Origin of the sequence: Sphingobacterium sp. BN32 (genome assembly GCF_030503615.1) — a bacterium.
In the GTDB taxonomy this organism is placed as follows: Bacteria; Bacteroidota; Bacteroidia; order Sphingobacteriales; family Sphingobacteriaceae; genus Sphingobacterium.
The window spans coordinates 2,286,461-2,310,025 of sequence record NZ_CP129963.1; the positions used below are offsets into that span (position 1 = coordinate 2,286,461).

Annotated in this window: 21 protein-coding genes; 8 read left to right on the forward strand and 13 right to left on the reverse strand. The window is 40.9% G+C overall.

The features are described 5' to 3' along the window. Positions 1 to 26 precede the first annotated feature (26 nt). On the forward strand, positions 27 to 815 hold the full coding sequence (locus QYC40_RS09580; protein WP_301990027.1) for a Cof-type HAD-IIB family hydrolase: 789 nt from the start codon (positions 27 to 29) through the stop codon (positions 813 to 815). A 239-nt stretch (positions 816 to 1,054) separates the two neighbouring features. Here QYC40_RS09580 and trxB read toward each other — a convergent pair whose 3' ends face one another. Further along, on the reverse strand, positions 1,055 to 2,023 hold the full coding sequence (gene trxB / locus QYC40_RS09585) for a thioredoxin-disulfide reductase (RefSeq protein WP_301990028.1): 969 nt from the start codon (positions 2,021 to 2,023) through the stop codon (positions 1,055 to 1,057). 18 nt (positions 2,024 to 2,041) lie between these two features. Beyond that, entirely contained in the window at positions 2,042 to 2,971 is a 930-nt protein-coding gene (locus tag QYC40_RS09590; RefSeq protein WP_301990029.1) for a 3'-5' exonuclease, read from the reverse strand. A gap of 197 nt (positions 2,972 to 3,168) precedes the next feature. Between QYC40_RS09590 and QYC40_RS09595 the strand changes: the two genes are divergently transcribed. From QYC40_RS09595 to QYC40_RS09610, 4 genes are all read left to right on the forward strand, one after another. Beyond that, complete coding sequence (locus QYC40_RS09595) at positions 3,169 to 3,483, forward strand: hypothetical protein (protein WP_301990030.1); 315 nt, start codon at positions 3,169 to 3,171, stop codon at positions 3,481 to 3,483. A gap of 84 nt (positions 3,484 to 3,567) precedes the next feature. Continuing rightward, entirely contained in the window at positions 3,568 to 4,377 is an 810-nt protein-coding gene (locus QYC40_RS09600) for an MbnP family protein (RefSeq protein ID WP_301990031.1), read from the forward strand. After that, positions 4,370 to 5,395, forward strand: a complete 1,026-nt coding sequence (locus QYC40_RS09605) for a cytochrome-c peroxidase (protein WP_301990032.1) — start codon at positions 4,370 to 4,372, stop codon at positions 5,393 to 5,395. Before QYC40_RS09600 ends, QYC40_RS09605 begins: the two co-directional genes overlap by 8 nt. A 1-nt stretch (position 5,396) precedes the next feature. After that, entirely contained in the window at positions 5,397 to 6,326 is a 930-nt protein-coding gene (locus QYC40_RS09610; RefSeq protein WP_301990033.1) for a transporter, read from the forward strand. Positions 6,327 to 6,402: 76 nt separating this feature from the next. On the opposite strand, the gene QYC40_RS09615 is transcribed toward QYC40_RS09610, so the two are convergent. Together QYC40_RS09615 and pyrE are read right to left on the reverse strand one after the other, a co-directional pair. Continuing rightward, entirely contained in the window at positions 6,403 to 6,801 is a 399-nt protein-coding gene (locus QYC40_RS09615; protein WP_301990034.1) for an SRPBCC family protein, read from the reverse strand. A 4-nt stretch (positions 6,802 to 6,805) separates the two neighbouring features. Continuing rightward, complete coding sequence (pyrE, locus tag QYC40_RS09620) at positions 6,806 to 7,453, reverse strand: orotate phosphoribosyltransferase (RefSeq protein ID WP_301990035.1); 648 nt, start codon at positions 7,451 to 7,453, stop codon at positions 6,806 to 6,808. On the opposite strand from pyrE, the gene QYC40_RS09625 reads away from it, so the two are divergent. Continuing rightward, complete coding sequence (locus tag QYC40_RS09625) at positions 7,452 to 8,057, forward strand: NUDIX hydrolase (RefSeq protein ID WP_301990036.1); 606 nt, start codon at positions 7,452 to 7,454, stop codon at positions 8,055 to 8,057. The two genes, pyrE and QYC40_RS09625, sit on opposite strands and share 2 nt — an antisense overlap. A 343-nt stretch (positions 8,058 to 8,400) precedes the next feature. Here the strand turns inward: QYC40_RS09625 and QYC40_RS09630 are convergent, their stop codons facing one another. Both QYC40_RS09630 and QYC40_RS09635 read right to left on the reverse strand, forming a co-directional pair. Beyond that, complete coding sequence (locus QYC40_RS09630; protein ID WP_301990037.1) at positions 8,401 to 9,732, reverse strand: Na+/H+ antiporter NhaC family protein; 1,332 nt, start codon at positions 9,730 to 9,732, stop codon at positions 8,401 to 8,403. An 837-nt stretch (positions 9,733 to 10,569) separates the two neighbouring features. Next, positions 10,570 to 12,018, reverse strand: a complete 1,449-nt coding sequence (locus tag QYC40_RS09635) for a sodium:alanine symporter family protein (RefSeq protein WP_301990038.1) — start codon at positions 12,016 to 12,018, stop codon at positions 10,570 to 10,572. Between the two features lie 193 nt (positions 12,019 to 12,211). Here QYC40_RS09635 and QYC40_RS09640 point away from each other — a divergent pair, with 193 nt between their 5' ends. Next, on the forward strand, positions 12,212 to 13,165 hold the full coding sequence (locus QYC40_RS09640) for a hypothetical protein (RefSeq protein WP_301990039.1): 954 nt from the start codon (positions 12,212 to 12,214) through the stop codon (positions 13,163 to 13,165). Positions 13,166 to 13,170: 5 nt separating this feature from the next. Here the strand turns inward: QYC40_RS09640 and QYC40_RS09645 are convergent, their stop codons facing one another. Beyond that, a complete protein-coding gene (locus QYC40_RS09645; RefSeq protein ID WP_301990040.1) occupies positions 13,171 to 13,566 on the reverse strand; it encodes a PEGA domain-containing protein in 396 nt (131 codons plus the stop codon). A gap of 341 nt (positions 13,567 to 13,907) precedes the next feature. Here QYC40_RS09645 and QYC40_RS09650 point away from each other — a divergent pair, with 341 nt between their 5' ends. Next, positions 13,908 to 14,480 carry a sigma-70 family RNA polymerase sigma factor gene (locus QYC40_RS09650; RefSeq protein ID WP_301990041.1) on the forward strand — a complete coding sequence of 191 codons (573 nt, stop codon included), beginning with the start codon at positions 13,908 to 13,910 and terminating at the stop codon, positions 14,478 to 14,480. 70 nt (positions 14,481 to 14,550) lie between these two features. On the opposite strand, the gene QYC40_RS09655 is transcribed toward QYC40_RS09650, so the two are convergent. From QYC40_RS09655 to QYC40_RS09680, 6 genes are all read right to left on the reverse strand, one after another. Then, the gene (locus QYC40_RS09655) at positions 14,551 to 15,879 is read right to left on the reverse strand and encodes a DUF4302 domain-containing protein (RefSeq protein WP_301990042.1); all 1,329 of its coding nucleotides are present in this window, start codon (positions 15,877 to 15,879) and stop codon (positions 14,551 to 14,553) included. Between the two features lie 6 nt (positions 15,880 to 15,885). Further along, positions 15,886 to 17,193, reverse strand: a complete 1,308-nt coding sequence (locus tag QYC40_RS09660; RefSeq protein ID WP_301990043.1) for a DUF4302 domain-containing protein — start codon at positions 17,191 to 17,193, stop codon at positions 15,886 to 15,888. Positions 17,194 to 17,223: 30 nt separating this feature from the next. Then, positions 17,224 to 18,090 (reverse strand): putative zinc-binding metallopeptidase, encoded by an 867-nt coding sequence (locus QYC40_RS09665; RefSeq protein WP_301990044.1) that lies wholly within the window; start codon positions 18,088 to 18,090, stop codon positions 17,224 to 17,226. A gap of 2 nt (positions 18,091 to 18,092) precedes the next feature. Next, positions 18,093 to 19,571, reverse strand: a complete 1,479-nt coding sequence (locus tag QYC40_RS09670) for a RagB/SusD family nutrient uptake outer membrane protein (protein ID WP_301990045.1) — start codon at positions 19,569 to 19,571, stop codon at positions 18,093 to 18,095. A 12-nt stretch (positions 19,572 to 19,583) separates the two neighbouring features. Further along, positions 19,584 to 22,952 (reverse strand): SusC/RagA family TonB-linked outer membrane protein, encoded by a 3,369-nt coding sequence (locus QYC40_RS09675; protein ID WP_301990046.1) that lies wholly within the window; start codon positions 22,950 to 22,952, stop codon positions 19,584 to 19,586. A gap of 205 nt (positions 22,953 to 23,157) precedes the next feature. Beyond that, positions 23,158 to 23,412 carry a hypothetical protein gene (locus QYC40_RS09680; protein WP_301990047.1) on the reverse strand — a complete coding sequence of 85 codons (255 nt, stop codon included), beginning with the start codon at positions 23,410 to 23,412 and terminating at the stop codon, positions 23,158 to 23,160. Positions 23,413 to 23,565 lie beyond the last annotated feature (153 nt).

Sequence of the window (23,565 nt, forward strand, 5' to 3'; positions counted from 1 at the left end):
CATCAGCCTAAAATGTACCTTTGTATATGCAAAACCCAATTGTTAAAGCCGTCTTCTTTGATATCGACGGTACATTAATCAGCTTTAAAACACACGAAGTCCCAGACTCTACGGTTGAAGCAATTAAGGAACTACAAAGCAAAGGCATTAAAACAATTCTTTCTACCGGCAGATCGATCAATAGCATCGACCATCTGAAATTTCTAGACTTCGACGGGTTTATCACGTTCAACGGTGGATATTGTCTGACCAACACGAATGAAGTTTTATTTCGGAAGGCAATTGACAAGGAAGATATCCAATCGGTGATGAATTATGCAAAGCAGAAGCCGCTGAGCTTTTCTTTCATGTCGGAGCAGGAAATAACCATCCATGATGTAACACCGGAGATCGCAGGTATGTATGCACACTTGAATCTTCCCGTTCCTAAGCTTGTGGACATGGATTTAGTGGACAGCAGCAGCATCTTGCAAACCAATATATTTTTAGGACCAGATGAGGAAGAAGAATTCATGTCCACAGTTATGCCGAATTCTTTGGCTTCCCGTTGGACACCGCTCTTTGCTGATGTCAATCCGAAAGGGCTAAGTAAAAAAGTCGGAATCGACATTTTCTGTAAGCATTTCGGCATCGATATCGAAAACACGATGGCATTCGGCGATGGTGGTAATGATATTAGCATGCTGCAGCACGTAAAAGTTGGCGTAGCGATGGGCAATGCAAATCCAGAAGTCAAGGCAATTGCCGATTATGTAACGGATGAAGTGGATGAGAACGGTATTTGGAATGCACTCAAGAAGTTTGCGGTGATTTAATAGCGTTATCCGTTAAAAAGAACAATAATATACCCTTCAATAGGTATATAAATCTTGGGATTGATACCCTATTTTTGAACAGAAGAACTTAGAAAATATCTATAGTTTGGATTACTTTTACTGAAAAGGGGTCGATGTGAATCGACCCCTTTAGTATTTCTATTCTAAAACTACCTGTTTTCAAAAACCTTCAAGAACATTTGTCCCCGTTGTTTTTTCCCTGAAAACGGTAAGCTGTTTTATACGACGATATCTTCTTTGGCAACCAGATAGCGCTCTGCCTCCAAAGCAGCCATACAACCCGTTCCGGCAGCAGTAATCGCTTGGCGGAAGATATGGTCTTGAACATCACCACAAGCAAATACTCCAGGAATATTCGTAGCAGTACTATCAGCTTTAGTGATTAAGTAACCTGTTTCGTCCATATCCAATATGCCTTGGAACAGTTCCGTATTCGGTTTATGACCGATAGCTACGAAAAATCCGGTGATATCTAAATCCGTAAGTGCTTTTGTTTGGTTATTGATAACGCGTAAACCAGTCACAACCTGTCCGTCGCCTAAGATTTCTTGGGCCTCCGTATTGTATAGCACCTCGATATTTGGCGTATTCATTACACGGTGAACCATTGCTTTCGAAGCACGGAACTCGTCTCTACGCACCAACATATATACTTTCTTACAAAGTTTCGCCAGGTAAGTTGCTTCTTCAGCAGCCGTATCACCTGCACCGACGATTGCAACATCTTGATTCTTAAAGAAAAATCCATCACATACCGCACATGCCGATACACCAAACCCATTATATTTTTGCTCCGAATCTAAGCCTAACCATTTTGCTGTCGCACCCGTTGCAATAATCACAGTGTCAGCAGTGATGGTTTTAACTCCATCGATTTCTACGGTATGAATACCGCCATCTAAAGAAAAATCTACTTTTGTCGCATAGCCAAAGCGAACCGAGGTACCGAAACGCTCCGCTTGCGCGCGTAAATCCTCCATCATAACCGGACCAGTAATTCCTTTTGGATAGCCTGGAAAGTTATCAACTTCGGTTGTTTGTGTTAATTGTCCACCCGGTACCATTCCTGTGTAAACAACAGGTTTTAAATCCGCGCGTGCAGCATAAATGGCTGCAGTATAACCTGCAGGGCCTGAACCAATAATTAGGCAGCCTACGTGTTCTACTTCTTGTTCTGTATTATTCATAATCTTTATTTATATCTTCTACTTCTTAAATTTCCCTTGCAATTGCGCCAGCATATCTGAGGTAATTGGTTTAGGCTCTTCACGTTTTACAGGGCGTCGGCTCTCTCCCTTCTCCGTGATAACAGCAGGCTTTGCAGCCTTCTTTGTATTTTTATAATTGGTCCAGATTTCTTCCAATACTTGTTTCGTGTACAATGGGAAATCCCCATTCTGCATCCATGCATAGTAACTCGGTTCCACCTCAAAAACATCGGTGACCTTCTTACCTTTATGTTTCCCGAAATTAATCGACGGATCGCCGTCCTCATCATAAACGATACGTCCGGCAAAATCTACAGGCTTGCTCAAATTCGTAAAGGTATGCAAGGCTTGCACATCATTCACAACCGGCTTGCTCACATTCCCATGTTTATCCTCGAAATCAGCGCCCTCGTATTTAGTCAACTGTGCTTTTAACACCGCGTAGGTCGCACGAACATCCGCCTCCGCATTGTGGGCATTCTCTAAATTCTCACCACAGTAGAATTTATAGGCTGCCTTCAATGTACGCTGTTCCATTTGGTGGAAGATATTCTGTACATCCACAAATGCGCGTCCCGACAAAGTAAATGGAACGCCAGCACGCAAAAACTCCTCCATTAACATCGGCACATCGAACTTATTCGAATTATAGCCCGCTAAATCCGCATCACCAATAAATGCAACAATCTCCGCAGCACGCTCGCGAAAAGGCGCTAAGTCTTTAACATCCTCGTCATAAATACCATGAAACATAGAGGATTCCGCTGGAATCGGCATTTCTGGATTGATACGTAAGGTTAAAGTTTCTTCCTTCCCTCCCGGTGACACCTTCAAAATAGACACCTCAACAATTTTATCCAATGAAACATTGACTCCCGTTGTTTCTAAATCAAAAAAGGCCAACGGGCGCTTTAGGTTCAATTCCATGTTCTTTGTAGATTTATGATTTTATGCAAACTGTACAAAAGTACAAAAACTATTCTATTAGATTTAGAATCGTTTCATTTTACTAAATTAATTCAATGTAAAATTTTTACTTACGAAACTTAACAATTAGATTTGCAAGCAAAATGAAGAAGCTGCTTCTATATCTAATGATTCCCATAATGCTTTTGCAAAGCAATATGACCCTATTGATATCAGCTTCCTTCTACTACAACCAAAACTATATTGAAAAGTATCTCTGTATACAACGCAATATGGAAAACAACTCCTGTCATGGGCAATGTTATCTTGCCAAAAAGCTAAAAACCCAGCAGGAACAAGAGCAGCAGAACTTCAAATTGAATTTCCACGAAGCCTTCACTCAACAAGAACTTGCATTCTCATTCGTATCTCCCGAATATCCAAAATTCTTAGAACTGGACTATGCACTATTCCAGTCTAACATGAATCCAAAGGATATCTCCTCAAACCTATTACGTCCACCCCTCGTTTAACTGAACCCCCTAAAATGCGTAATGGCTTTAGTTCCAAACTATTGCCCATAAATTTCTATAATTTACATTCAGTTAAACAAAACCATGAATATCAAATTCCTAATGGCTAGCCTATTGCTTGTAGCCACATTATTCTCTTGCTCAAAAGAAGACATCAAATACGAAAACAATAAAAATGGCCAGCTAAAGCTTAAATTTGACCATATCGTTGGCGGCAAATCATTGGTATTGAACGATTATACCTATAGCAACAATAGCAATGAGCAATTCAACGTTGAATTGGTCAAATACTATGTGAGCAACATTAAACTGACCAACGAAAAAGGTGAAGAATATGCCTTACCAAAAAAAGAATCCTATTTTTTAATCGACGCAGCCGATAAAGCGTCCCTATTTCCGAAGTTCAATATCCCCGAAGGCAAATACATCAATCTGGAGTTTGTTCTAGGGGTCGACAGTATCACGAATACTTTGCCGGTAGAGGAACGCACCGGTGCCTTGGACATTTCGAAACACGGAATGTACTGGAGCTGGAACAGCGGTTACATCTTCTTTAAAATGGAAGGAACATCGCCAGCTTCGACGTCAACCGACAAAAAATTCCGCTACCATATCGGCCTATTCGGCGGTTATGACAAGCCGACAAAGAACAATATTAAAACGATTAAAATCGATCTGAGAAAGGCCGGCGCCGCAGAGGTAAAGGAAAACTTGAGTTCGGATATACATTTAATGGTGGATCTTGGAAAAGTCTTCGATGCTGACAACAAGATTAGCATTGCTAAAAACAGTACCGTCATGGTCTCAGGACCCAACGATTTGATCGCAGCAAACTATGCTAGCATGTTTACTCACGACCATACCCACAACTTTCAGAAATTAAGTAATGAATAAAACCAGTCTGCTGGTTATGGGATTTATTCTATCGATCATCCTCGCCTGTCAAAAGGCGGATGATCTTATTGACGAAACCTTCATCACGTTCGTCAAACCAGCGCATTTCCCAGAGCCTGTCTACAACTTTCCAGGAAATCCAATCAGCAAAGAGAAGTTTGAACTCGGTAAAAAACTATTTTATGACCCCATCTTATCTCGGGATAATACTATTTCTTGTGGTAGTTGTCATATCGCTGCTAATGCTTTCACCCATCATGGTCACGACGTCAGCCACGGGATTGACGATCGATTGGGGATTCGCAACAGTATGTCTATAGTCAACATGGCATGGACAAAAACATTCTTTTGGGACGGCGGGGTGTTTGACTTAGATCTATTTTCCGTAGCGCCCATAGAAAACGTGGTCGAGATGGATGAGAAAATGCCTAATGTTTTAAAGAAATTGAATAATTCTGCTGAATATCGCGGTCTCTTTGAAAAAGCTTTTGGCAGCCCCGAAATCAGCAGCAGCAATATGCTGAAGGCACTATCACAATTTATGTTAATGCTGGTATCAGACCAATCCAAATACGACAAAGTCATGCGCAAAGAGGCACAGTTTACCGATGAAGAACTGGCAGGTTATACAATCTTCAAATCCAAATGTAGCTCTTGCCATACCGAACCACTTTTCACGGACGGATCCTACCGTGATAATGGTATTGGCGTCAACCCGGCAAAAGATCAGGGCCGCTTCGAAATATCACAGTTAGAAAACGATAGATTAAAATTTAAGGTTCCTACGCTCCGCAACCTCGCCTATACAGAGCCTTATATGCACGACGGTAGATTTAGAAACCTACAGGCCGTTATCAACCACTATAGACGCGAGGTGCAACAAACGCCCAACCTAGACCCGATACTGAAAAAGACAGGAGGAATTGATTTAAGCGACAACGAAGTAAACCAACTACTCGCATTCCTCAATACACTCAACGACGAAACTTTTGTAAAAAACCCTTTATTCCAAGAATAAAATGAAGAAATTATTAATATTACTTAGCTTAATTACGGCTATCCAAACGAGTAAAGCATGCGATATCTGCGGATGTGGTGTCGGCGGGAACTATATCGGACTCCTCCCCGACTTTACAAAACGCTTTGTCGGTGTGCGATATCAATTCAACCGATTAACTACACAATTAGATATTAACGGAAATAGGACGGCATTATCCACCGACGAAAAGTATCAGACTATGGAACTTTGGGGCGCCTGGAACATTGGCCAAAAATGGCGTGTACTCGCCCTACTACCCTACAATTTCAACGAAAAATATACCGAAGGAAGTGATCTATTGCGGAAAAAGAATGGAATAGGTGATATCACCTTAAACGGCTATTACAAACTATTCGACCAATCGAACACATCTGCGAGCAATAAATTGGTCGTGCAATCGCTTTGGGTTGGGATGGGTGTGAAACTCCCAACCGGATCGTACGACGTTGCAGAGCAACAAAATGCCACGGCAACAAATCCAAATATGTTTCAGTTGGGAACAGGAAGTCTGGATTTTATCCCCAGTTTAATGTACGACATCCGAATTCAGGACTTCGGTATCAATGCCAATGCGAGTTACAAAATAAACACAGAGAATAAGGATGATTACCGCTACGGTAACAAAATCGCTGCAAATGCTTCCGCCTATTATAAAATAGCCTTAGGATCGGATAGCCGACTCGCCCCCAATGCAGGATTATCATTCGAGCGGCAACAAAAAGACCATGCAATGGGTTTTAAAGTAGAAGAAACTGGCGGACATCTCGTGAATGCTTCTATGGGGTTAGAGGCAAATTTCAAACGAATATCCGTTGGCGCATCTTTCCAAACTCCGATTCAGCAAGAATTGGGCAAAGGGAGAATTGACGCAGGAAATCGAGTGCTAACACATGTGTCATTTTCTTTCTAGGGAAAGATGCACTTTTGAATTCCAAAAAAAAGCAGCTCGTTGAGCTGCTTTTTCCGTATCATGGATATTTTAGAAACTAGCCTAAAATTTCTTTCAATTTACTTACCTGGTGATCCACCAACTTCTGTAAGGGACCTGAGGCCATCATTTTCATCATCATATTCAACTCTGCTTCGATCACGAATGTCGCTGTAGTCGTTGTTTCTGATGCCGGCTCCACTTTCCAACGCAAGGTAATAGCAAATGGTGCCTCCTCGGAAGGAACACTGACCAGTTCCTTATTTTCAATACGTTGACTGATGCGCAAAGCTAATTTTGCCATGTTCTTAATGGTAAATCTAGCCTCGTCAGCAGTTGATTCCCAATTGTAAATATTCTCGGGCATCAATTGCTCATGATTATTTAAATCTGCCAGGAAGTTATAAACCTCCTCAACAGGTTTGCTAATAAGCGTAGAATTCTGTATTACTGTCATAAGCTTAAACTTCAGGGCTCCAGTTTGCTGGATCTTGTCGCCATTTCTCTAATAATTCGATATCAGATTCCATAATATAACTATTTGATGCAGCTACACGAACTAAGGCATCATAATTACATAAGCTATGGAATGTACATTTTGCTTCTTCGAAGTTCTTGCGAGCCTCATCAAAGCCATAGGTAAAAATCGATACTAAACCAACGACGTTGCAACCTGCTTCACGCAATGCTTTAACGGCGATTAAGCTACTCTTACCCGTAGAAACTAAATCTTCGATTACGACAACACGCTGTCCGCTGCTCACTTCTCCTTCAATCATGTTCTGACGACCATGATCTTTCGCACTGCTACGCACATAAGAAAAAGGTAGACCCAAATCTTGCGCAACCAATACACCCTGCGGAATACCCGCAGTTGCTACGCCAGAAATCATATCTACTGATCCAAATTCCTCTTGAATCAATTGTGATAGCTTCTGACGGATGTACGTACGAATCGATGGATGTGATAAAGCTACACGGTTATCACAATAAATTGGAGACTTCCATCCCGATGCCCATGTAAAAGGACTTTTAGGTTGTAATTTTATTGCTTTAATTTGCAATAAGGATTCTGCAACTTTTTGTTCAACCTCATTTAAATAATTCATGGCACAAATTTATAAAATTTATATGAACCAATCTCTGTTAATTTTTGCAGATTTTGCTCCAAAAATCAAAGGCAACATTCAAACGATTGGTTTACAAGACATTGATTTAGAAAAACTTTTTAACCAATCGCTAAACAAGGCAGAAAAAAACATCTATCTACACATCCAGCCAAATATTGAAAAAGTATTTAAATCCTTTATCGCCAATATCCGAATCATTAAAGCTGCAGGCGGACTGGTAAAAAATGGTGAAGGCCAGTACCTCTTTATCCATAGACTTGGGAAATGGGATCTGCCGAAGGGAAAAGTCGAAGAAAACGAAAAAATGAAGGAAGCAGCATTGCGCGAAGTGGAAGAAGAATGCGGCATCAAAATAAACTACCTGGGCAAAAAAATAGAGACAACTTACCATTGTTACACCATGCGCGGCAAATTCGTACTCAAACAAACAAAATGGTACGAAATGGGCGCCAACAAAATCCCTAAACTAACCCCTCAACTCGAAGAAGATATAGATCAAGCCATCTGGGTCAAAAAAGCCAACCTCGATAAAATTAAAAACGATACCTATCCGTTGATATTGGATGTGATACAAGGAATCTAATAGTAGTTAGTATTTAGTAGTTAGTATTTAGACCTAGGGCGGGAAGTAGCGTTTAGAAATTAGATGTGAGATATTAGACATTCTTATTTTTCTGAACCTTAAATCCTTCCTTTCCTGGTTCAGACAACCTCTAATATCTAATATCTAACCCGCCCAAGGTCTTAATACGAACTAGTATATACCAACGACAACTCAAACCCCTTGTAAACCCAATACAAACCCAATACAAACCCCAATCAAACCCGCTCGTGAGCGGGTTTGATTGGGGTTTGTAAAGACTATAAAAAGCTATTGAGTGGACGTTGCTCTAACCTTGCCACAAAACGGCATTAATAAGGTTATTTTAGGATTTCGTTTCTGGAGAAAGGGGTTTCTCTTTTCGGAAGACAATGAACAATAAGGTTACTACGCCTAATAGAACGGGGTAATATAGGTACTGCATGATGTCTATTGGCGATAGGAGCGGCATTTTCCGTTCGGAAAGAATGATATTGGCTGCTGCTAGCGCTGCTAGAATTTGCGCGCCATAAGGGACCAAGCCTTGAATAAAACATGAAATTGTATCTAGAATACTGGCGACACGCTTCCCATCTAAACCATTCTTATCGGATATTTCTTTTGCGATAGGGCCAACAATTACAATGGTGATGGTATTATTTGCAATGGCTAAGTTGACCAAACCTGTCAAGAAAGCGATGCCGAGCTCGGCTCTTTTCTTGGAATGGATTCGTTTGGTTACTGCGTTCAACAGATATTCTATTCCGCCATTTAATCGAATGATGCCTACGACGCCACCAATAATCAGACACAGTATACTCAATTCAAACATACCTGCGAATCCATCGTTTATGGATTTCAGAACTGTTAGGAAATCAACGGAATTGCTTGCCAATCCGATTGCTGCAGCGACAAGAATGCCTACCCCTAAGGTGAAAATTACATTGAGACCTAATAAGGCGAGGATGAAAACGACTAAGTAGGGAACGATTTTGATCAGTTCGTACTCCCCCACCGGAATCTGCTGTAAGTTCTTCACCAAATCTTGCCCTTGAAATGCATAGATGATAAATACCAAAATAGCAACAGGTAGCACCATCTTAAAATTAACTTTGAATTTGTCGCGCATGCCGACATCCTGCGTGCGCGTTGCGGCGATGGTGGTATCTGAGATAAACGAAAGGTTATCGCCAAACATCGCACCTCCTATTACGGCGGCTAAGGCGATTGGCATTATGCCGGCAATATTTTCTTCCAAACCTACTGCAATGGGCGCTAATGCGACAATTGTTCCCACCGATGTACCCAAAGAGGTCGAAATGAAACAGGCAACCAGAAAGAGTCCTGCAATGATAAATTGCGGCGACACATAGGTCAAAGCAAAATTAATAGTTGAAGATATCGCTCCAACATTCTTGGAAAGTTCGCCAAATGCCCCGGCTAATAAAAATATAAGGATCATGATCAGAATATTCTCATCGCCCGAGCCCTTTGAAAAGTGCTTCAGCTTCTCCGCGAATGGCACCTTTGGGAATTGAAAAAACGCCACAAACAATGCTAAGACAAAAATCACAAGAACGGGAAGCGCGTAAAAATCACCTAAAACATAAGATCCGGTGAAGTAAACGACAACAAAGAATATTAGTGGCAGTAAGGCCCAGAAATTGCCTTTCGACATAAGATTAGTATTGGTAAAACGTACAAAAGTACTATTATTCTAGTAGAACACCGGAGAAGAGAAAAAAAAACTATAGAACAACTAGGGTATTATTCCATAATCAAAAAAAACATTGACGTTTCCATTGTCACATAAACGAAGACAAATTACGGGATTCCTTTGATAGAACACACATTTTAGTAGAAACATTCCCGTTTCTGAAGGAAGAACAACGAGAATGAATTGCTTGATGGGGATCGAAAACAAATACTTTCAGAAAAAAAGTGTAACTTTAATGTTAATCACCATTTTAAACGCAATATTAAATCAACATGAAAAGGACACCATTGACGAACCTGTTCCTTTTACTTTTTGTTGCAGTCGTTTTACTATTCGCTACGACTTGCTTCGGAATCCATTAAAAGCAGAAAACACAAAGAGGAACAAAGGTTTGTTTCTCTTTGTGTTTTAGCGCCCGGCGATCAACTCCTATAATTCTTAAAATCCCTAGCATTAGGTATTTCTACAGCTTCAGTATTTCGCTAACTTACCCTTAATGTCAAGCGATTGTACCGCAGCAATATCGATGAGAACTTAAAGTTTCGCATTTCTTGTCAGAATATAAAAATACATCGAGCGGTAAAGCCCTGGGCTCTTCATTGGGCTGACCTACAATATCTTAAAAGAATAGTTCAATACCCTTAATCATTTACCTACGAAAACAATAAAACAGTAAAGAGGCTGCTTCGCAAGAAACAGCCTCTGTTTTTTAATTGGTCGATTTTAGTATCAAATAAGGAAGAAACATAAAAGTTACCCCACTCTAAAATCTTATATCTAATATCTTATTTCTAATTCCTAGTCTCTTTTTTCCCAAAAATCAGCATTCTTTATACCAATTTCTTTCGGATCGAAGTCAGGGTTCACAATTCCTTGCTTTCGCTTCGCCTTATAATCTTTCCACACCTTCATGGCGATTTTGCTCATCAGAAGGATGGCAATAATATTCACCCAGGCCATCAGTCCGACACCAATATCACCGATCGCCCAGGCGGTATCCGCCGTTCTAATCGTACCATAATAAACAGCAATTAGGAAGGCCACCTGAAAAACACGTCCCACGATGGCACGTACTTTATCGTTTTTAATGAGGTAGACGATGTTGGTATCGGCGTAATAGTAGTACGCCATAATCGTGGTAAAGGCAAAAAAGAATAAAGCGATAGCGACAAAACTGTCTCCAAAGCCAGGGAAATGATGCGAAACAGCAGCTTGCGTAAACCCGTTGTAATCCACGCCCGGAAGATTCTCTTGCAATAAAGTCGTCGCTTTACCAGCTGCGTCGGTATTCGTAACATTATACATTCCTGTGAATAGAATCATTAAAGCAGTAGCCGTACAAACGAAAAGGGTATCCACATACACAGAGAATGCCTGTACAAGGCCTTGCTCAGCAGGGTGGTTAACATCTGCTGCTGCAGCCGCATGTGGTGCTGTACCTTGCCCCGCTTCATTCGAATAAATCCCACGTTTTACTCCCCAAGCGATTGCCATACCGATTATACCTCCAAAGGTTGCATCCAAGCTAAATGCGCTGCTAAAGATTAAACCAAAGACTTCAGGGATCTGCTGATAATTCATCGCAATGATAACAAGTGTCATCAAGATATATCCGCCAGCCATAAATGGTACTACAAACTCAGCAACTGTACCGAGGCGCTTTACCCCTCCAAAGATGATCAAAACTAATAAAAGGACAACTGCAATACCCGTGTAGGATGTTGGGATTGCGAAAGCATTATTGATTGATGAAGCAATTGCATTACTTTGCACACCCGGCAACAAAATTCCGGCACTAACAATCGTTAATACAGCAAATAGTATCGCATACCATTTAACTCCTAATCCCTTCTCAATATAGTAGGCAGGACCACCGCGAAATTCGGAACCGTCCTTTTGTTTGTAAACCTGTCCTAGCATAGCTTCTACGAATGCGGAGGCGGAACCTAGAAAGGCAATGACCCACATCCAGAAGATTGCACCCGGGCCACCATAGAAAATCGCCGTCGCCACACCAATGATATTTCCAGTTCCCACACGCCCAGAGATTGCTAAGGCGAAAGCTTGGAAGGAGGAAATACCTTCATCGCCTTGCTTTTTCGCAAAAAGCAGCCGAAGCATATCTTTTAAGTACGTAATCTGTAGGAAACCGGTACGGATAGAAAAATAGAGACCCGTACATAAACATAAATAAATAAAAATATCACTCCATACAAGGGAGGAAATACTGGAAATAATATTGTCCATTAATTTGGTTTAATTGTTTATCAATAGTGAAATATGCGTAAAGAAACTACTTTTTTTGCGAATAATAGAAATTTAATTTTGATTTGCCCCTCCCAAAAAGCATATCTGAACAGTTGGCACGGAGAAAAAATATTACACAATAGCTTGTAAAGTATCACTGATAATCACTTTATTTACGCACAAATTATCATTCATGAGAGCCTTGATAAAATTTGCCTGCATGGGCATGCTACTATTTTTCGTGACATCCTGTGCAACGGTTAAGAATGCGGAGATCCGAAACTTGTTGCAGCATAGTAACTGTAATCAACGAAACGTATATAATTATACGGAATCGGATATTGCTACGCCGCTTCATCTTCAGAAAATTTCACCTGAACTCAGTAGTAAATTAAGTCATAACAGCCTTAACATCGCCAATGCTATTGGACTCATCCCGACGCTTGAACGTTACACGAGCTTAAAAGCGAATCAGGCGAACCCAAATACCGATCAGCGAATTGAACTGTTGGAACTTAAGCAAGATATAGATCACAAGATTAATCTTTCTTCGTTAGAAATATCGGCTATCTCTTCAGAAATGGATTGTGAAGAAGAGCGAACCAGCCAGGTTGCTAATTATCTTTCAGGCATCGCCGACAAGCGCGAGACGAAGCTGACCATCGCCGCAATCGTCGTGGGTGCAGCTGGAGCTATATTGACGGGTGGTGTTATTAAGAATGAAACTGCTGCCAATGCTACCGGCATATCGACGGGTATCGCAGAAGCTACTTTCGGTTTCTTAATGTTCTTTGATAAGGCGTCGATTGAATTCCAACATAAACGAAATGCGTTGAAAGAAATTTGGTTCGGCAGCAAAACATCGGAGATCTTCCCTCCTGCTGTTTGGTATTATCTAAACTATGCAAATCCGGACTATGATGTAACCACCTCATTTCGCGAGCAGATTATCGAAAAATGGACTCACCTCGGGCAGATTGACAAAGAATCCAGTGATGAATTGGTTAAGCTTTATTTCGGCGAAGGCGGAAAGTACTCAAGTGAGCAATTGAACAACAGAGCAGATATGTATGACCAATTGGAGTCAAACATCAACCTGATGAAACAAGATTTGAAAGCCCTCGCCTTAGAATTGGATAAGTATTAAGATGATTATTTAGCGTCTTGCGTTTTATCGACCACTTCTTTCATCTTAATATCATAAACCGCAGGATCGTATTTCATAAAAGCCCCGGTTGCTGCGTCTATCCCCCATCCGAAAATATTAATTAGGTTTCCGATGGTAGCAAAATTATAAAAAGTATTTGGACGGAACTCAAAAGGAACGTAGCCCTCTTTTCTCAAGGTGATGGTCTGTCCACGAAATCCTTTCCTAAGCTTCACGGGCATAGGTGTAACACCTCGCTCAAAACCATCCACTTCAATCGTCGCCCCTTCTGGATTGGATTTAATCATGACGTCTTGCTTTGTACCTGTAAAGACTGTAGCACAAGAAGTGAAAACTAGAATACTTCCAATAATTAATAAGCGCTGTGTGTATTTTATCATAAGTTTATATTGAATTAATATTTTTATTTTCTGATAAGCTATTTTTAATCAAAAATATCATATTAATTTTAATTTACAAGGTTACTTTTGGACATTCATGCCATAAAACCTAGCTAAAACGTTATTTTTTAATATAAAATCAAATATTACATCAGAAATAAGCAGAAAAATTCTGCCAATAAAACATCAACATTAATTTAATAATAACTTAATATTTGAAGTTTATCGGTTTTTTTGTATATTACAATAACCAATTGATTAATAGTTTTCCCTACTATTTAATTATACGACGGTTTCTACAGATTGCATTTTATAGTTAGTTACAAAACTTATAGCTTATTATGAAGAACCGATTACTCAAATTATCCGATGCTGAATTATTGAAACTTGGAGTTCATGGCAACGAAATGGCTTTATCGATTATATTCGATAAATACTTTATTCAAATACACTCCTTTGCAAACCAATTATTAAAAAACAGCGACATAGCGAAAGAAATTGCGATGGACGTTATGCTTAAGATGTGGCAAAAAAGAGATCTGATAAAGATTGAAGGAGATCAATCCCTCCAGCCCTATATGGTTAAAGCGGCGAAAAATGCCGTTATCAATTTCCACAAAAGCAAAAGGCTCCCCACAGAATCCATTTCGAACTTACAGCTCTCTGCAGCGTTAGCGTATGATTCCAGTGCTGACGCACAGCTCAATCTTAAGGAACTAGAAGAGAGAGTCAGCCAAATTGTCGAAGGCCTTCCTGAACGACGGAGAATGGTATTTTGTTTAAGCAGACAGGATGATATGTCCTATGCCGAAATAGCGAAAAAACTGAATATTTCAGTAAATACCGTGCGCAATCAAATCAGCGCTTCACTCGCCTACGTGAAAGGTAAACTGAACGAGTTTAAAAATCTGTAAACTCTGTAAACAGAAAAAACTCTTATCCTAATCTGACACAACATAGATTAGGATAAGAGTACTTTATTGCTTACTCAAAGTAACTTCCAAACTCTCCGGTAAAATAGAGATCAGCTTGTTCGACACTTTTAAACTGCCCAATAACATTGTCGCCGGCATCATAGTAATCTATCGTATATTGCTTATTCGGGAATAGCCCAATAAGCCCGGCAACGGATGCCTCAATAAACTCCGCATTGGCATGTGGCGTATTTCCCGCTTCAAAAGGCAGCCGTTTTAGCGTATAGACGCCGGCATCAGTTTTTTCAAACGAGAAAGGAAAGGTTCCTAAAAAGATACTGCTGCCTCGTTGAAAATACAGTTTTAAATCGACGGTATTAGCCTTTGTGTTCAACTCGAAGGCCATCACTAATAGATAGAAGCCTCTTTCAGTGAACAGCTTGTTCGTAGCCCCCATCCAAACATCTAGGAAAGAGGTAGACCAACCCGGCAACTCCTCTATAAATATTGGTGAAGGCAAAGACAGAATAGGCGTCACTTCTTCACCCAACATGATATGCAAGGGGATTACCGGTAGAGTTGCGCCTAGTAGGTCATAACGCGTAGTTTGGTTTTTCTGCAGATAAAAAGACTTTTTCTCTGTATCAAAGTTCAAATCGCTTATCACCTGGCTACCTATGCGAAGAGGCGTCTTTAGTCGGATTTTTTCAAGCCCATAGGCATAATCAGTCGTACTAAACTTAAGCTGTTTATTTTCGACATATAAAACACGAATACTGCGCGTATCGGGATCAATAATAAATTGAACCGGGATATTGCCCTCTGCGATGAAATAAAAGAATCGTTGGCTATCAAAGAATTCAGACAAATTGCCGAAGGCATTACTCAGCTGACCTGCTTCATATTTTTCGGCAACTTCTGCTTTCATATTGATCAACTTTAATTCGTCTCCGAATCTATTCCCTCGAAGAATTAGCGTATCTCCTTTCATCATTTCGAAAGCATAGGAAGTATCGGCGCCGACATTTCTAAACCCTTCTTTATGCAGTATATCATCCAAATGCGTACCGGCAGAAAAAATAAGGCTTGCGTTAGTTGATTTTCCTTCTAATCTATAAGTGGCAGCCTTAATCTTTTTAGCACTCTCCTCCGTTAAGTCGACCAAGGATAGCGCCTTCCCATCCTTCGTCAACTGAAGATATAGGTTATAGGTTTTTCCTGCTTTCGGATTTAGCATTGCTTCCCAATGCGACGATCCGCTATCCAAAGCTTTTTGAAAATTCGCGAGCAAATCTTCTGAACTCGGAAATACCTCTACGACATCATAGGCAGAAGACTTATCCTTTTTACAAGACAGGACAGAGAATGCGACTAGTATAATCGTTATTAGTTTTTTCATAACTTTTTAATTTAATTCGCCAATAAATTTGAATCCGGCTAAATTCTTATTCTCGCCGCTCGCTCTAATTTGTGTGGCTGTCAGATCATAATTAAATTCAAATTTCCCTTGATGAAAGCCTTCAATGATAGGCTTAAAGGCATTCTCAAGCACTTCCGCATTCCCGTAAAGAGGCTGCTCGTAATTCAATACGAACTGGTCTCCGTCCATGCGATAGGTAAAGATGTACAGCGCCGAAAAGTTATTGAAGCCTTGTCTAATAATCTGGTTCACGACCAAGACCTGTTCTTTGATGTCAAATACTAAATTCATCTGTGGAAATATGGTTCCAGCAGCTAAAGCTGACCTCGCTGCAGTTAGAAACGCCGTTCTTCGTGTATTAAACTCCGCTCCACTGCCTACAACCGCTTGTTCCATTGGGACGACGATAGACATATACTGCACTCCTAATATTTTGTTCAACGGTAAAATCGGCTCAGCCGCAGATTGAATCGGCAGGCGCTGTCCAGCGTTCATTGCGACAACAGTATTATCGTTTAGTCCAAGAACAAACTTTTCCACATGTAAGTCGTCAAATACGAAGGCTTCCTTTAGAACAATTTCATTGAGTCCGGAAAAGGCAAAACCTAGAATCTTGGTTTCCAGTTTCGATCCATTTATATAAACGAAGGATACCTCTTTGGTTACCAGGTTCAATGCTGTACTGACCCTTACCCCCGACTTCGTATTGAGATAAGGGAATCGTGCAGTTTTGTTGTAGTTTTCAGCAACGGTGCGTAAATTGTTCAGATTTCCGTTACTATAGGCTGCTGATTCTTCAGCATTCGCTTTCACCAATACCAATTTACTTTTGGACAAACTACCGACTAACTCTATTGTATCTGCACTAAGTTTTTTGAAGTTGAACTCGAAATCAGAAAACATCCCCCATCCCGGCACCCCATTAAGTATCGCAGGATCGGGATCTGCCAATAGATGCATGTAGGAGTACGTGTCAAAATAAAGTGCCGGTGTTGTTACGGCTTTTAATCTAAAGGAACTTTCCTTGGATGTTGTACCTGTGGCATTGTTAATATCCGAATACATGGTTACCCGGTTTTTATCGTTAAATTTTAGATAAAAGCCAAAACCTCGGCCCCTATCGGGGTACAGATGTGCTTTCCAACCATGCTCTGCAGAAACCAATGTTTTTTCAAAGGATACCAAGGCTTCTCCCAACTTTTTGTCTGGACGCTCGCCTTCAAATTCATTCTTCTTACAGGCGTAACATAGAACGAGAAGACTTAAAATTATCCAAGCTATATATTTTTTCATGCTGTTTAATTTTGAAATGATGAATGATGGTTACTGCGCAAGAAAGGCTGCCAAGGCTGATTGCGTTTCTCGCTGTAAGGCTCTGAAGTCGATTTGATATTGTTTTGTGAAATAGTCGACAATCATAGCTTCTTTCTTCCTCAGGATTGCTTTCGCTTTCGCCGAAACATTAGCTTTATTGACCACTGCATCAAAATGAGCTTGTCCGTATACTAATAGAAATGAGACAGTTTCAACAAAATCTTCATCGGCATTCGCCTTCGCATAAGCCGATATCAAGCCCTGTTGATGAGCAACATCATCTGTATTATTAAACCAGGTCGCCGTATACCATTCCGGGTTCAAAGCCTTCCATTCCAGTGGATATAACTTTGTTTGATGTAATATGTGTGCAAACTCATGATGCATGGTGTGCAGCATCCGCTCCACTTGCGGCTTATCTTTCGCATCAAATTCATTCAACAGAAGCAAAACGATCTTCCGACCTCCTTCGGCCTGTCCTAACACGATTGTACCATCATTATTCCATTCCGCACTACCCGCTAAGACAAACTGCTTTGGCGCATATTTCTTGATGAACGAGTCTCCTGCGACTTTTACATAAGGCTTGATCCATATTTCACGAACAGAAGACATAGAAGGTTGAATCTTTTCCTCCCGAATTGGAACTATACTCTTGACATAGTTTAGCTCGTAAGGGTCCCAGCGATATTTAACTTCAATATTATAGGGGTCTAAAAACTCCTTCTTCAACCAATCGTCAATAGGGCCATTGACCCAGGTATCTCCTCCAAGCCCTAGAATTGGAGTTTGCTTTATCTTTTCTTCTTTGCTACAAGCGCTCAAGAACAACGCTAGCAGAAGGATCAAATAGGGATTGATGTTTTTTCTTTTCATAATTAGCGAGGATTTAATTCTATACCAGAACTTTGCGCTTCTTGCGGTATTTGGAACACGCGCATCGGATCATTGACACCCAGCACGAGGGTTTCATTGTCTGAAGTCTTATGGGTAACCGGTAATTTATGACGGATAATATCGAACCAGCGTTGTCCTTCAAAAATAAAATCCACACGCTTGAAATCTAAAACACACTGTATTGTCGCGCGTTTCAGATCTGCGGTTTTGTAAAAAGCCAACAGTTTTCGGTCTGTGATATTGTGTAATTCCGGAACATATATTGGAATTGAGAAGCTATATATAATACGTTTGGATGCGAAATCATTTAGATCCTTTATTGCATTATCAAATCTTGACAATTCAGCATATGCCTCCGCCCTATTAAATAATACCTCCTCCGCAGTAAACAATGGAACCATATTATACGGTATTCCAGTCTCAGCATTCAATGTTTGACGAACAAAGTGCTCCCTAAATTTCGGAATATTCAATGTGGTCTCTCTTCCATATATATTATATGCCCATGAACCGTCCGTTACATTGGAAGTTGTAAATAGTTCATTCAATATATCATTTGTCAGGCTATAGCGATAGAAGGCGTAGTTCCTCCCCCAAACAGAAGGGGCTTCTGCCAATAATAGATTCGCAGGATTTTCAGCCCTGGTGTATTGAGCTTGCAGTTCATAGTATTGAAGAGAACGGTAAGCTTCCGAGTTAATAGCGCGGAGATTTGATGCAATATCCCCTCCAACGAATACTTGGTCCGCATGCTCGATCGTTTTTTCGTATTCTTTTTTGAAGAGGTAAAAGCGCGTTGCAAAAGCATGTGCCGCAGAAACCGTAAAATGATATTTTGGGGCCTTCTTATAAGCTGCGTTATCTAAAAGTGGCAGTCCTTCTAACAGATCCTTTTCTATTTTATTATAAGTTTCCGCTACTGTACTACGTTCATATTTACCAATAACCACTTTACCGACTTCGGTAACATAGGGAACTCCTGGATTAGTTGCTGCAGTAGTTGCGTCATAAGGTTGTGCAAAGAAATTGACCAACATAAAGTGCGCATATGCTCTAGCGACTAGGGCTTCCCCTCTGTAAGGTCTATATGCAGGATCATCTCCCGCCTTTTCGATCGCCTCTAACGCATGGTTTGCAGCAGCAATAGCCGCATAAGCTGCATTCCAATAGTTGGTAGGTGAGTCCCTGTTAATATCTGCGACATCTTCAAATCGATAAGGTGCTGAATTTATGATTTCTACCGTTCCGGCACCCTTGTCTCCGGCATTATCGGTCATCGCCTCTGTAAAAGTGATATAGCTTGCTTGTGGATAGGCCGTTGCGAGAAGTTCTGCAACTTTCTCTACCGAATTAAGCTCCGTACGCATATCGGGATTTACATCCAGGAATTTATTACACGACTGTAAAAAACCTAGCGCAGCAATCAGAGATAGCGTGAAAATCTTGTTTATAGTTTTCATATTCGTATGGTTCTAAATTCCAAGTTTAAGTGATAGCGTAAATTGACGAGGGATAGGCATAGCAACCCCACCCGAGCCAAAGAATTCAGGATCCTGCCCATTCAAATCTTTATCTGAATAGATCAACCATAAATTATTTGCTACTAAGCTCAATGAAGCTGATTTTAAAGTCGAAGCTTTAAGCATTTTCTGCGGAAGATTATACGAGAGCATCACTTGCTTCAGTCGAATAAAATCGCCTTTCGCGACACGTCTAGTGGAATAGTTATAGTTATTGTAAGGATAAGAACCGATGATATCAGCATTCTCACGACGGTCCAATATGGATGGTTCTGCATCATCGCCATACATCAGCCATCGATTTAAGAACTCATCCGGCGTGGCGTCAAGCTCGGTATACGAACTTCTGAATGCCGGACGAAGCCTGACAACATTTCCCGTACTAAATGTGACTAATGCAGTAAGTCGGATGTTCTTATACTGGAATCCGTTGAAGAAACCACCAGTAAACAATGGATCGATAGAACCTTCATATACGAGGTGTGATGTATTTAGATCTTGTAAAAAGACTCTGGGAGACTCCTCGCCCTTCTCGTTCATGAATTTAGGCATCCCTTGTGTTTGATCAAGCCCTTTGTAATCTAAAGAAAATAAGCCTCGTTGTGGATAGCCCACCTTTGCTCCGCCGTCGCTATTGACCAACGACCAAATATTTGGTTCATTACGTAGGTTCGTAATCTTCGATTTATTATATCCGAAGTTAAATTGCGTATCCCATTTCCAATCTGTTTTGTCTAACAACTTTACACCCAAGGTTCCCTCTACTCCATAAGCTTCCATATCGGCATAGTTTGCCAACTTCATGGGCTCCCCGTCTATTCCTCCTGTTCGGATAAGACCAATCAGATCATAGCTATCGTGATCATAATAATCCATTGTTAGGGTCAGTTTATTATTCCACATAGCCATATCAAATCCGATATTAGCTTTGTACATTTTTTCCCAGGTCAACTCGGAGTTCTCGACGTGGTCTATCCCAATCACAGACTCTCTTTCGGTTAAGTATGGTCTATTCGCGGCACGATTGCGCAGTACCACGCTTGAGTTCGTCGCGGGCCCGCTACTTGCGGTCAAACCATAACTGGCGCGAAGCGTCGCAGTGTTTATAAAGCTTTGGTTTTGGAAGAATGCTTCGCCATCGATGTTCCAGGAGCCACTGACGTTCCAAGTTGGTAACCAACGTGCGGTATTCGTGCGTCCCATTAAGTTGGAGCCGTCATAGCGAACAGTTCCTGCCAGGTTGTATCGATCTTTGAATGTATATCGTGTATTTAAACCATAGGCTAGAAATCGCTCCTTTCGTTTGGACATCTCAAAATAGTTGGCATTCGCTTCGACCATCATTTTCAGAAACTTAGGGTCTACATACGGCACACCGCCCTTATCAAATTGATAGCCATATCCGTTGAATTGCTTAAACTTTCTGTCTGCTGAACGTAGCTCCATAAAGGCGTAAGTGTTCAGCTTATGGTCTTTAGCGAGTTTTACATTATAGTCCAACGAATTCCGCAGGATGTAACTAACCATATTAACATCGTCGGTATTGTAGAACCCTCCATAAGGTAGTATAACAATAGGCTCCGCCTCTGGATTATCCGGATCGCGATACAGGAATCGGTTCGATTCTCGGATCGTCGCATCTGCATCCGCGCGGTACGCATTAGGCATATTCGAGTTTTCATGAATATTATGCTCTTGGTTGGTGACGGCGTATCGATATGCTCCTTCAAAAGAAAACTTAAGGTTATTTAGAATATTATAGCGCAAATCACCCTGCATCTTGAAATCAATAAAGTTCAGCTTGATATTATTGTATTCTAACTCGTTAAGAATGTTGAAGGGTGCAAAATTGCGTCTGAAATATTCAAGGTTACCATGTTCGTCATACGGTGTAAGCACTCTGCTTGTATTCAATGCATAACTAAACGGGTTGATATCAAAATCACGATCAAAACTCCCCGTAACCTGATTACTGGTTCGACCTAAAGTTCCCGGTGCATTTTGATCACGTATGGAACCTTGGGCGATTATTCCAAAGTTCAGGCGCTTACTTGGGGTAAAAGTTGCCCGCACGTTCCCCGTATAACGTTGAACCGCATCGGCTTTACTCCAACCATTATCGTTCAAATAACTAGTAGATACATACAACTGACCATTTTCGGTACCCATCGAAACACTTAATGCATGTTCCTGCATCAGCGAATTATTGAACAGTACATCAAACCAATCGGTATTTGCATTCGCATAGCGCTCCAAAAAGGCGCGTCTGCTCGCAGGATCATTCTTCAATCCAAATTGTCCATTCGATTCGTCATACTGATTGATCAAATCGGCCATCTTAACGAAGACACCCCCATTTGCGAACCGCGATGTTTGCCCATAATTCAACCAGCCCTTGCGCTGCAATTCAGCATACATAGACATCTGATCGTGGGAATTCATGATGTTGAATTGACCGTAAGAAGGTTTAAGATAGGTCGAGAAATTTCCTGTGTAAGAAACCAAAGGCGTGCCGACCCGACCTTTTTTAGTGGTAATCACGATCACCCCGTTCATGGCGCGGGCGCCATATAGAGAAGTCGCAGCGGCATCTTTTAAGATCTCGAAACTCTCAATATCGTCGGGATTTAATCCCGCAACAGAGGAGCCGATTAATGTCGCTGGGTCACCAGTCGACAGCTGCTCGTTAGAAATATTGATAATGTCCTCTAGGATCATCCCATCAACAACCCATAAGGGTTTGTTGTCCCCGCTGATGGAAGTTGCACCCCGGACACGGATTTTAGGAGCAGCACCAAATGTCCCCGACACATTCTGAACCGAAACACCCGCAACTTGCCCTTCCAACATTCTGCTGACATCGGCAATACCGTCGCGACGGACATCTTCGGTGTTAATCTTGGTCGAAGCGCCAGTAAACTGTCGCTTACTCACAATCTGATAGCCCGTCACGACGACATCATCTAGAACGGTGCTTGTAGCCTTCAGACGAACACTGATAAAGTCACGAGTACCAACAGCAATATCTTGCCCTTCATAGCCTAATAATCGAATTTGGAGAACTGCATCCGCAGGAACCTGAAGTGTAAACTGTCCTTTTGAATCCGTTGACAGTCCTTGAGATGTTCCCTTGATCATCACCGAAGCTCCAGACAATGGATTACCCGCCTGATCACGCACTTCCCCTTTAATCGTTCTTTGGATTTTTATCAAATCAATACCATTCGCCTCAGCGTTCGATACACAGCATAAAACCAACATCAAAGAAAATGTTGTTATCCAAAACGACTTTGCTTTGTTAAAAATTAAAAATAAATCCATATAGTTAAGTAATTAGTCATAAAAATTCTGTCAAAACTTAAAGTGTATTTTGGTTAATTATTATCGAATGATGATGTTTAGAACAGCGTTTTGCCGTTCAGTATTTCAATGAGATGCCCTAATTAATTGTTGTATTATGCTCCAATTTGCTATGGTTATTATTTAGTTGGTTTGTCTTAAATGCTAATTAGCCTGCTAGTCGAGACTATCTCTTCCCATTGCGATCTTCCATGTGCTTTTCCCTTTCAACCTCCTCCAAAAACATCTTTCTGCATACTTCTAGCACCGTCTCATCCACTCGCTCTTTCAAAACATTCTCCCATGCCCTATCCAAATATTGATCTAGATGTTGCTTTCCTTCGATCGAACTTAAATACTCCTCTACGAACTTCAGTTCTTCTTTGGAGCAACTATCGGATAGATACTTATCCAACAATAATTCTGTAATCCTCACGGTCATAATTGGCTTTATTATGTTCGAACGACGCGAAAGAATGAGGTTCGTTCAATAGTATAAACAGTATTTTTCAGGCTGAGTACTATCGACTACTGAAATTTATTTTCAATTTATCAAATCGACTACTAATCAGTCCCTAATTATTAGCGACTTGAC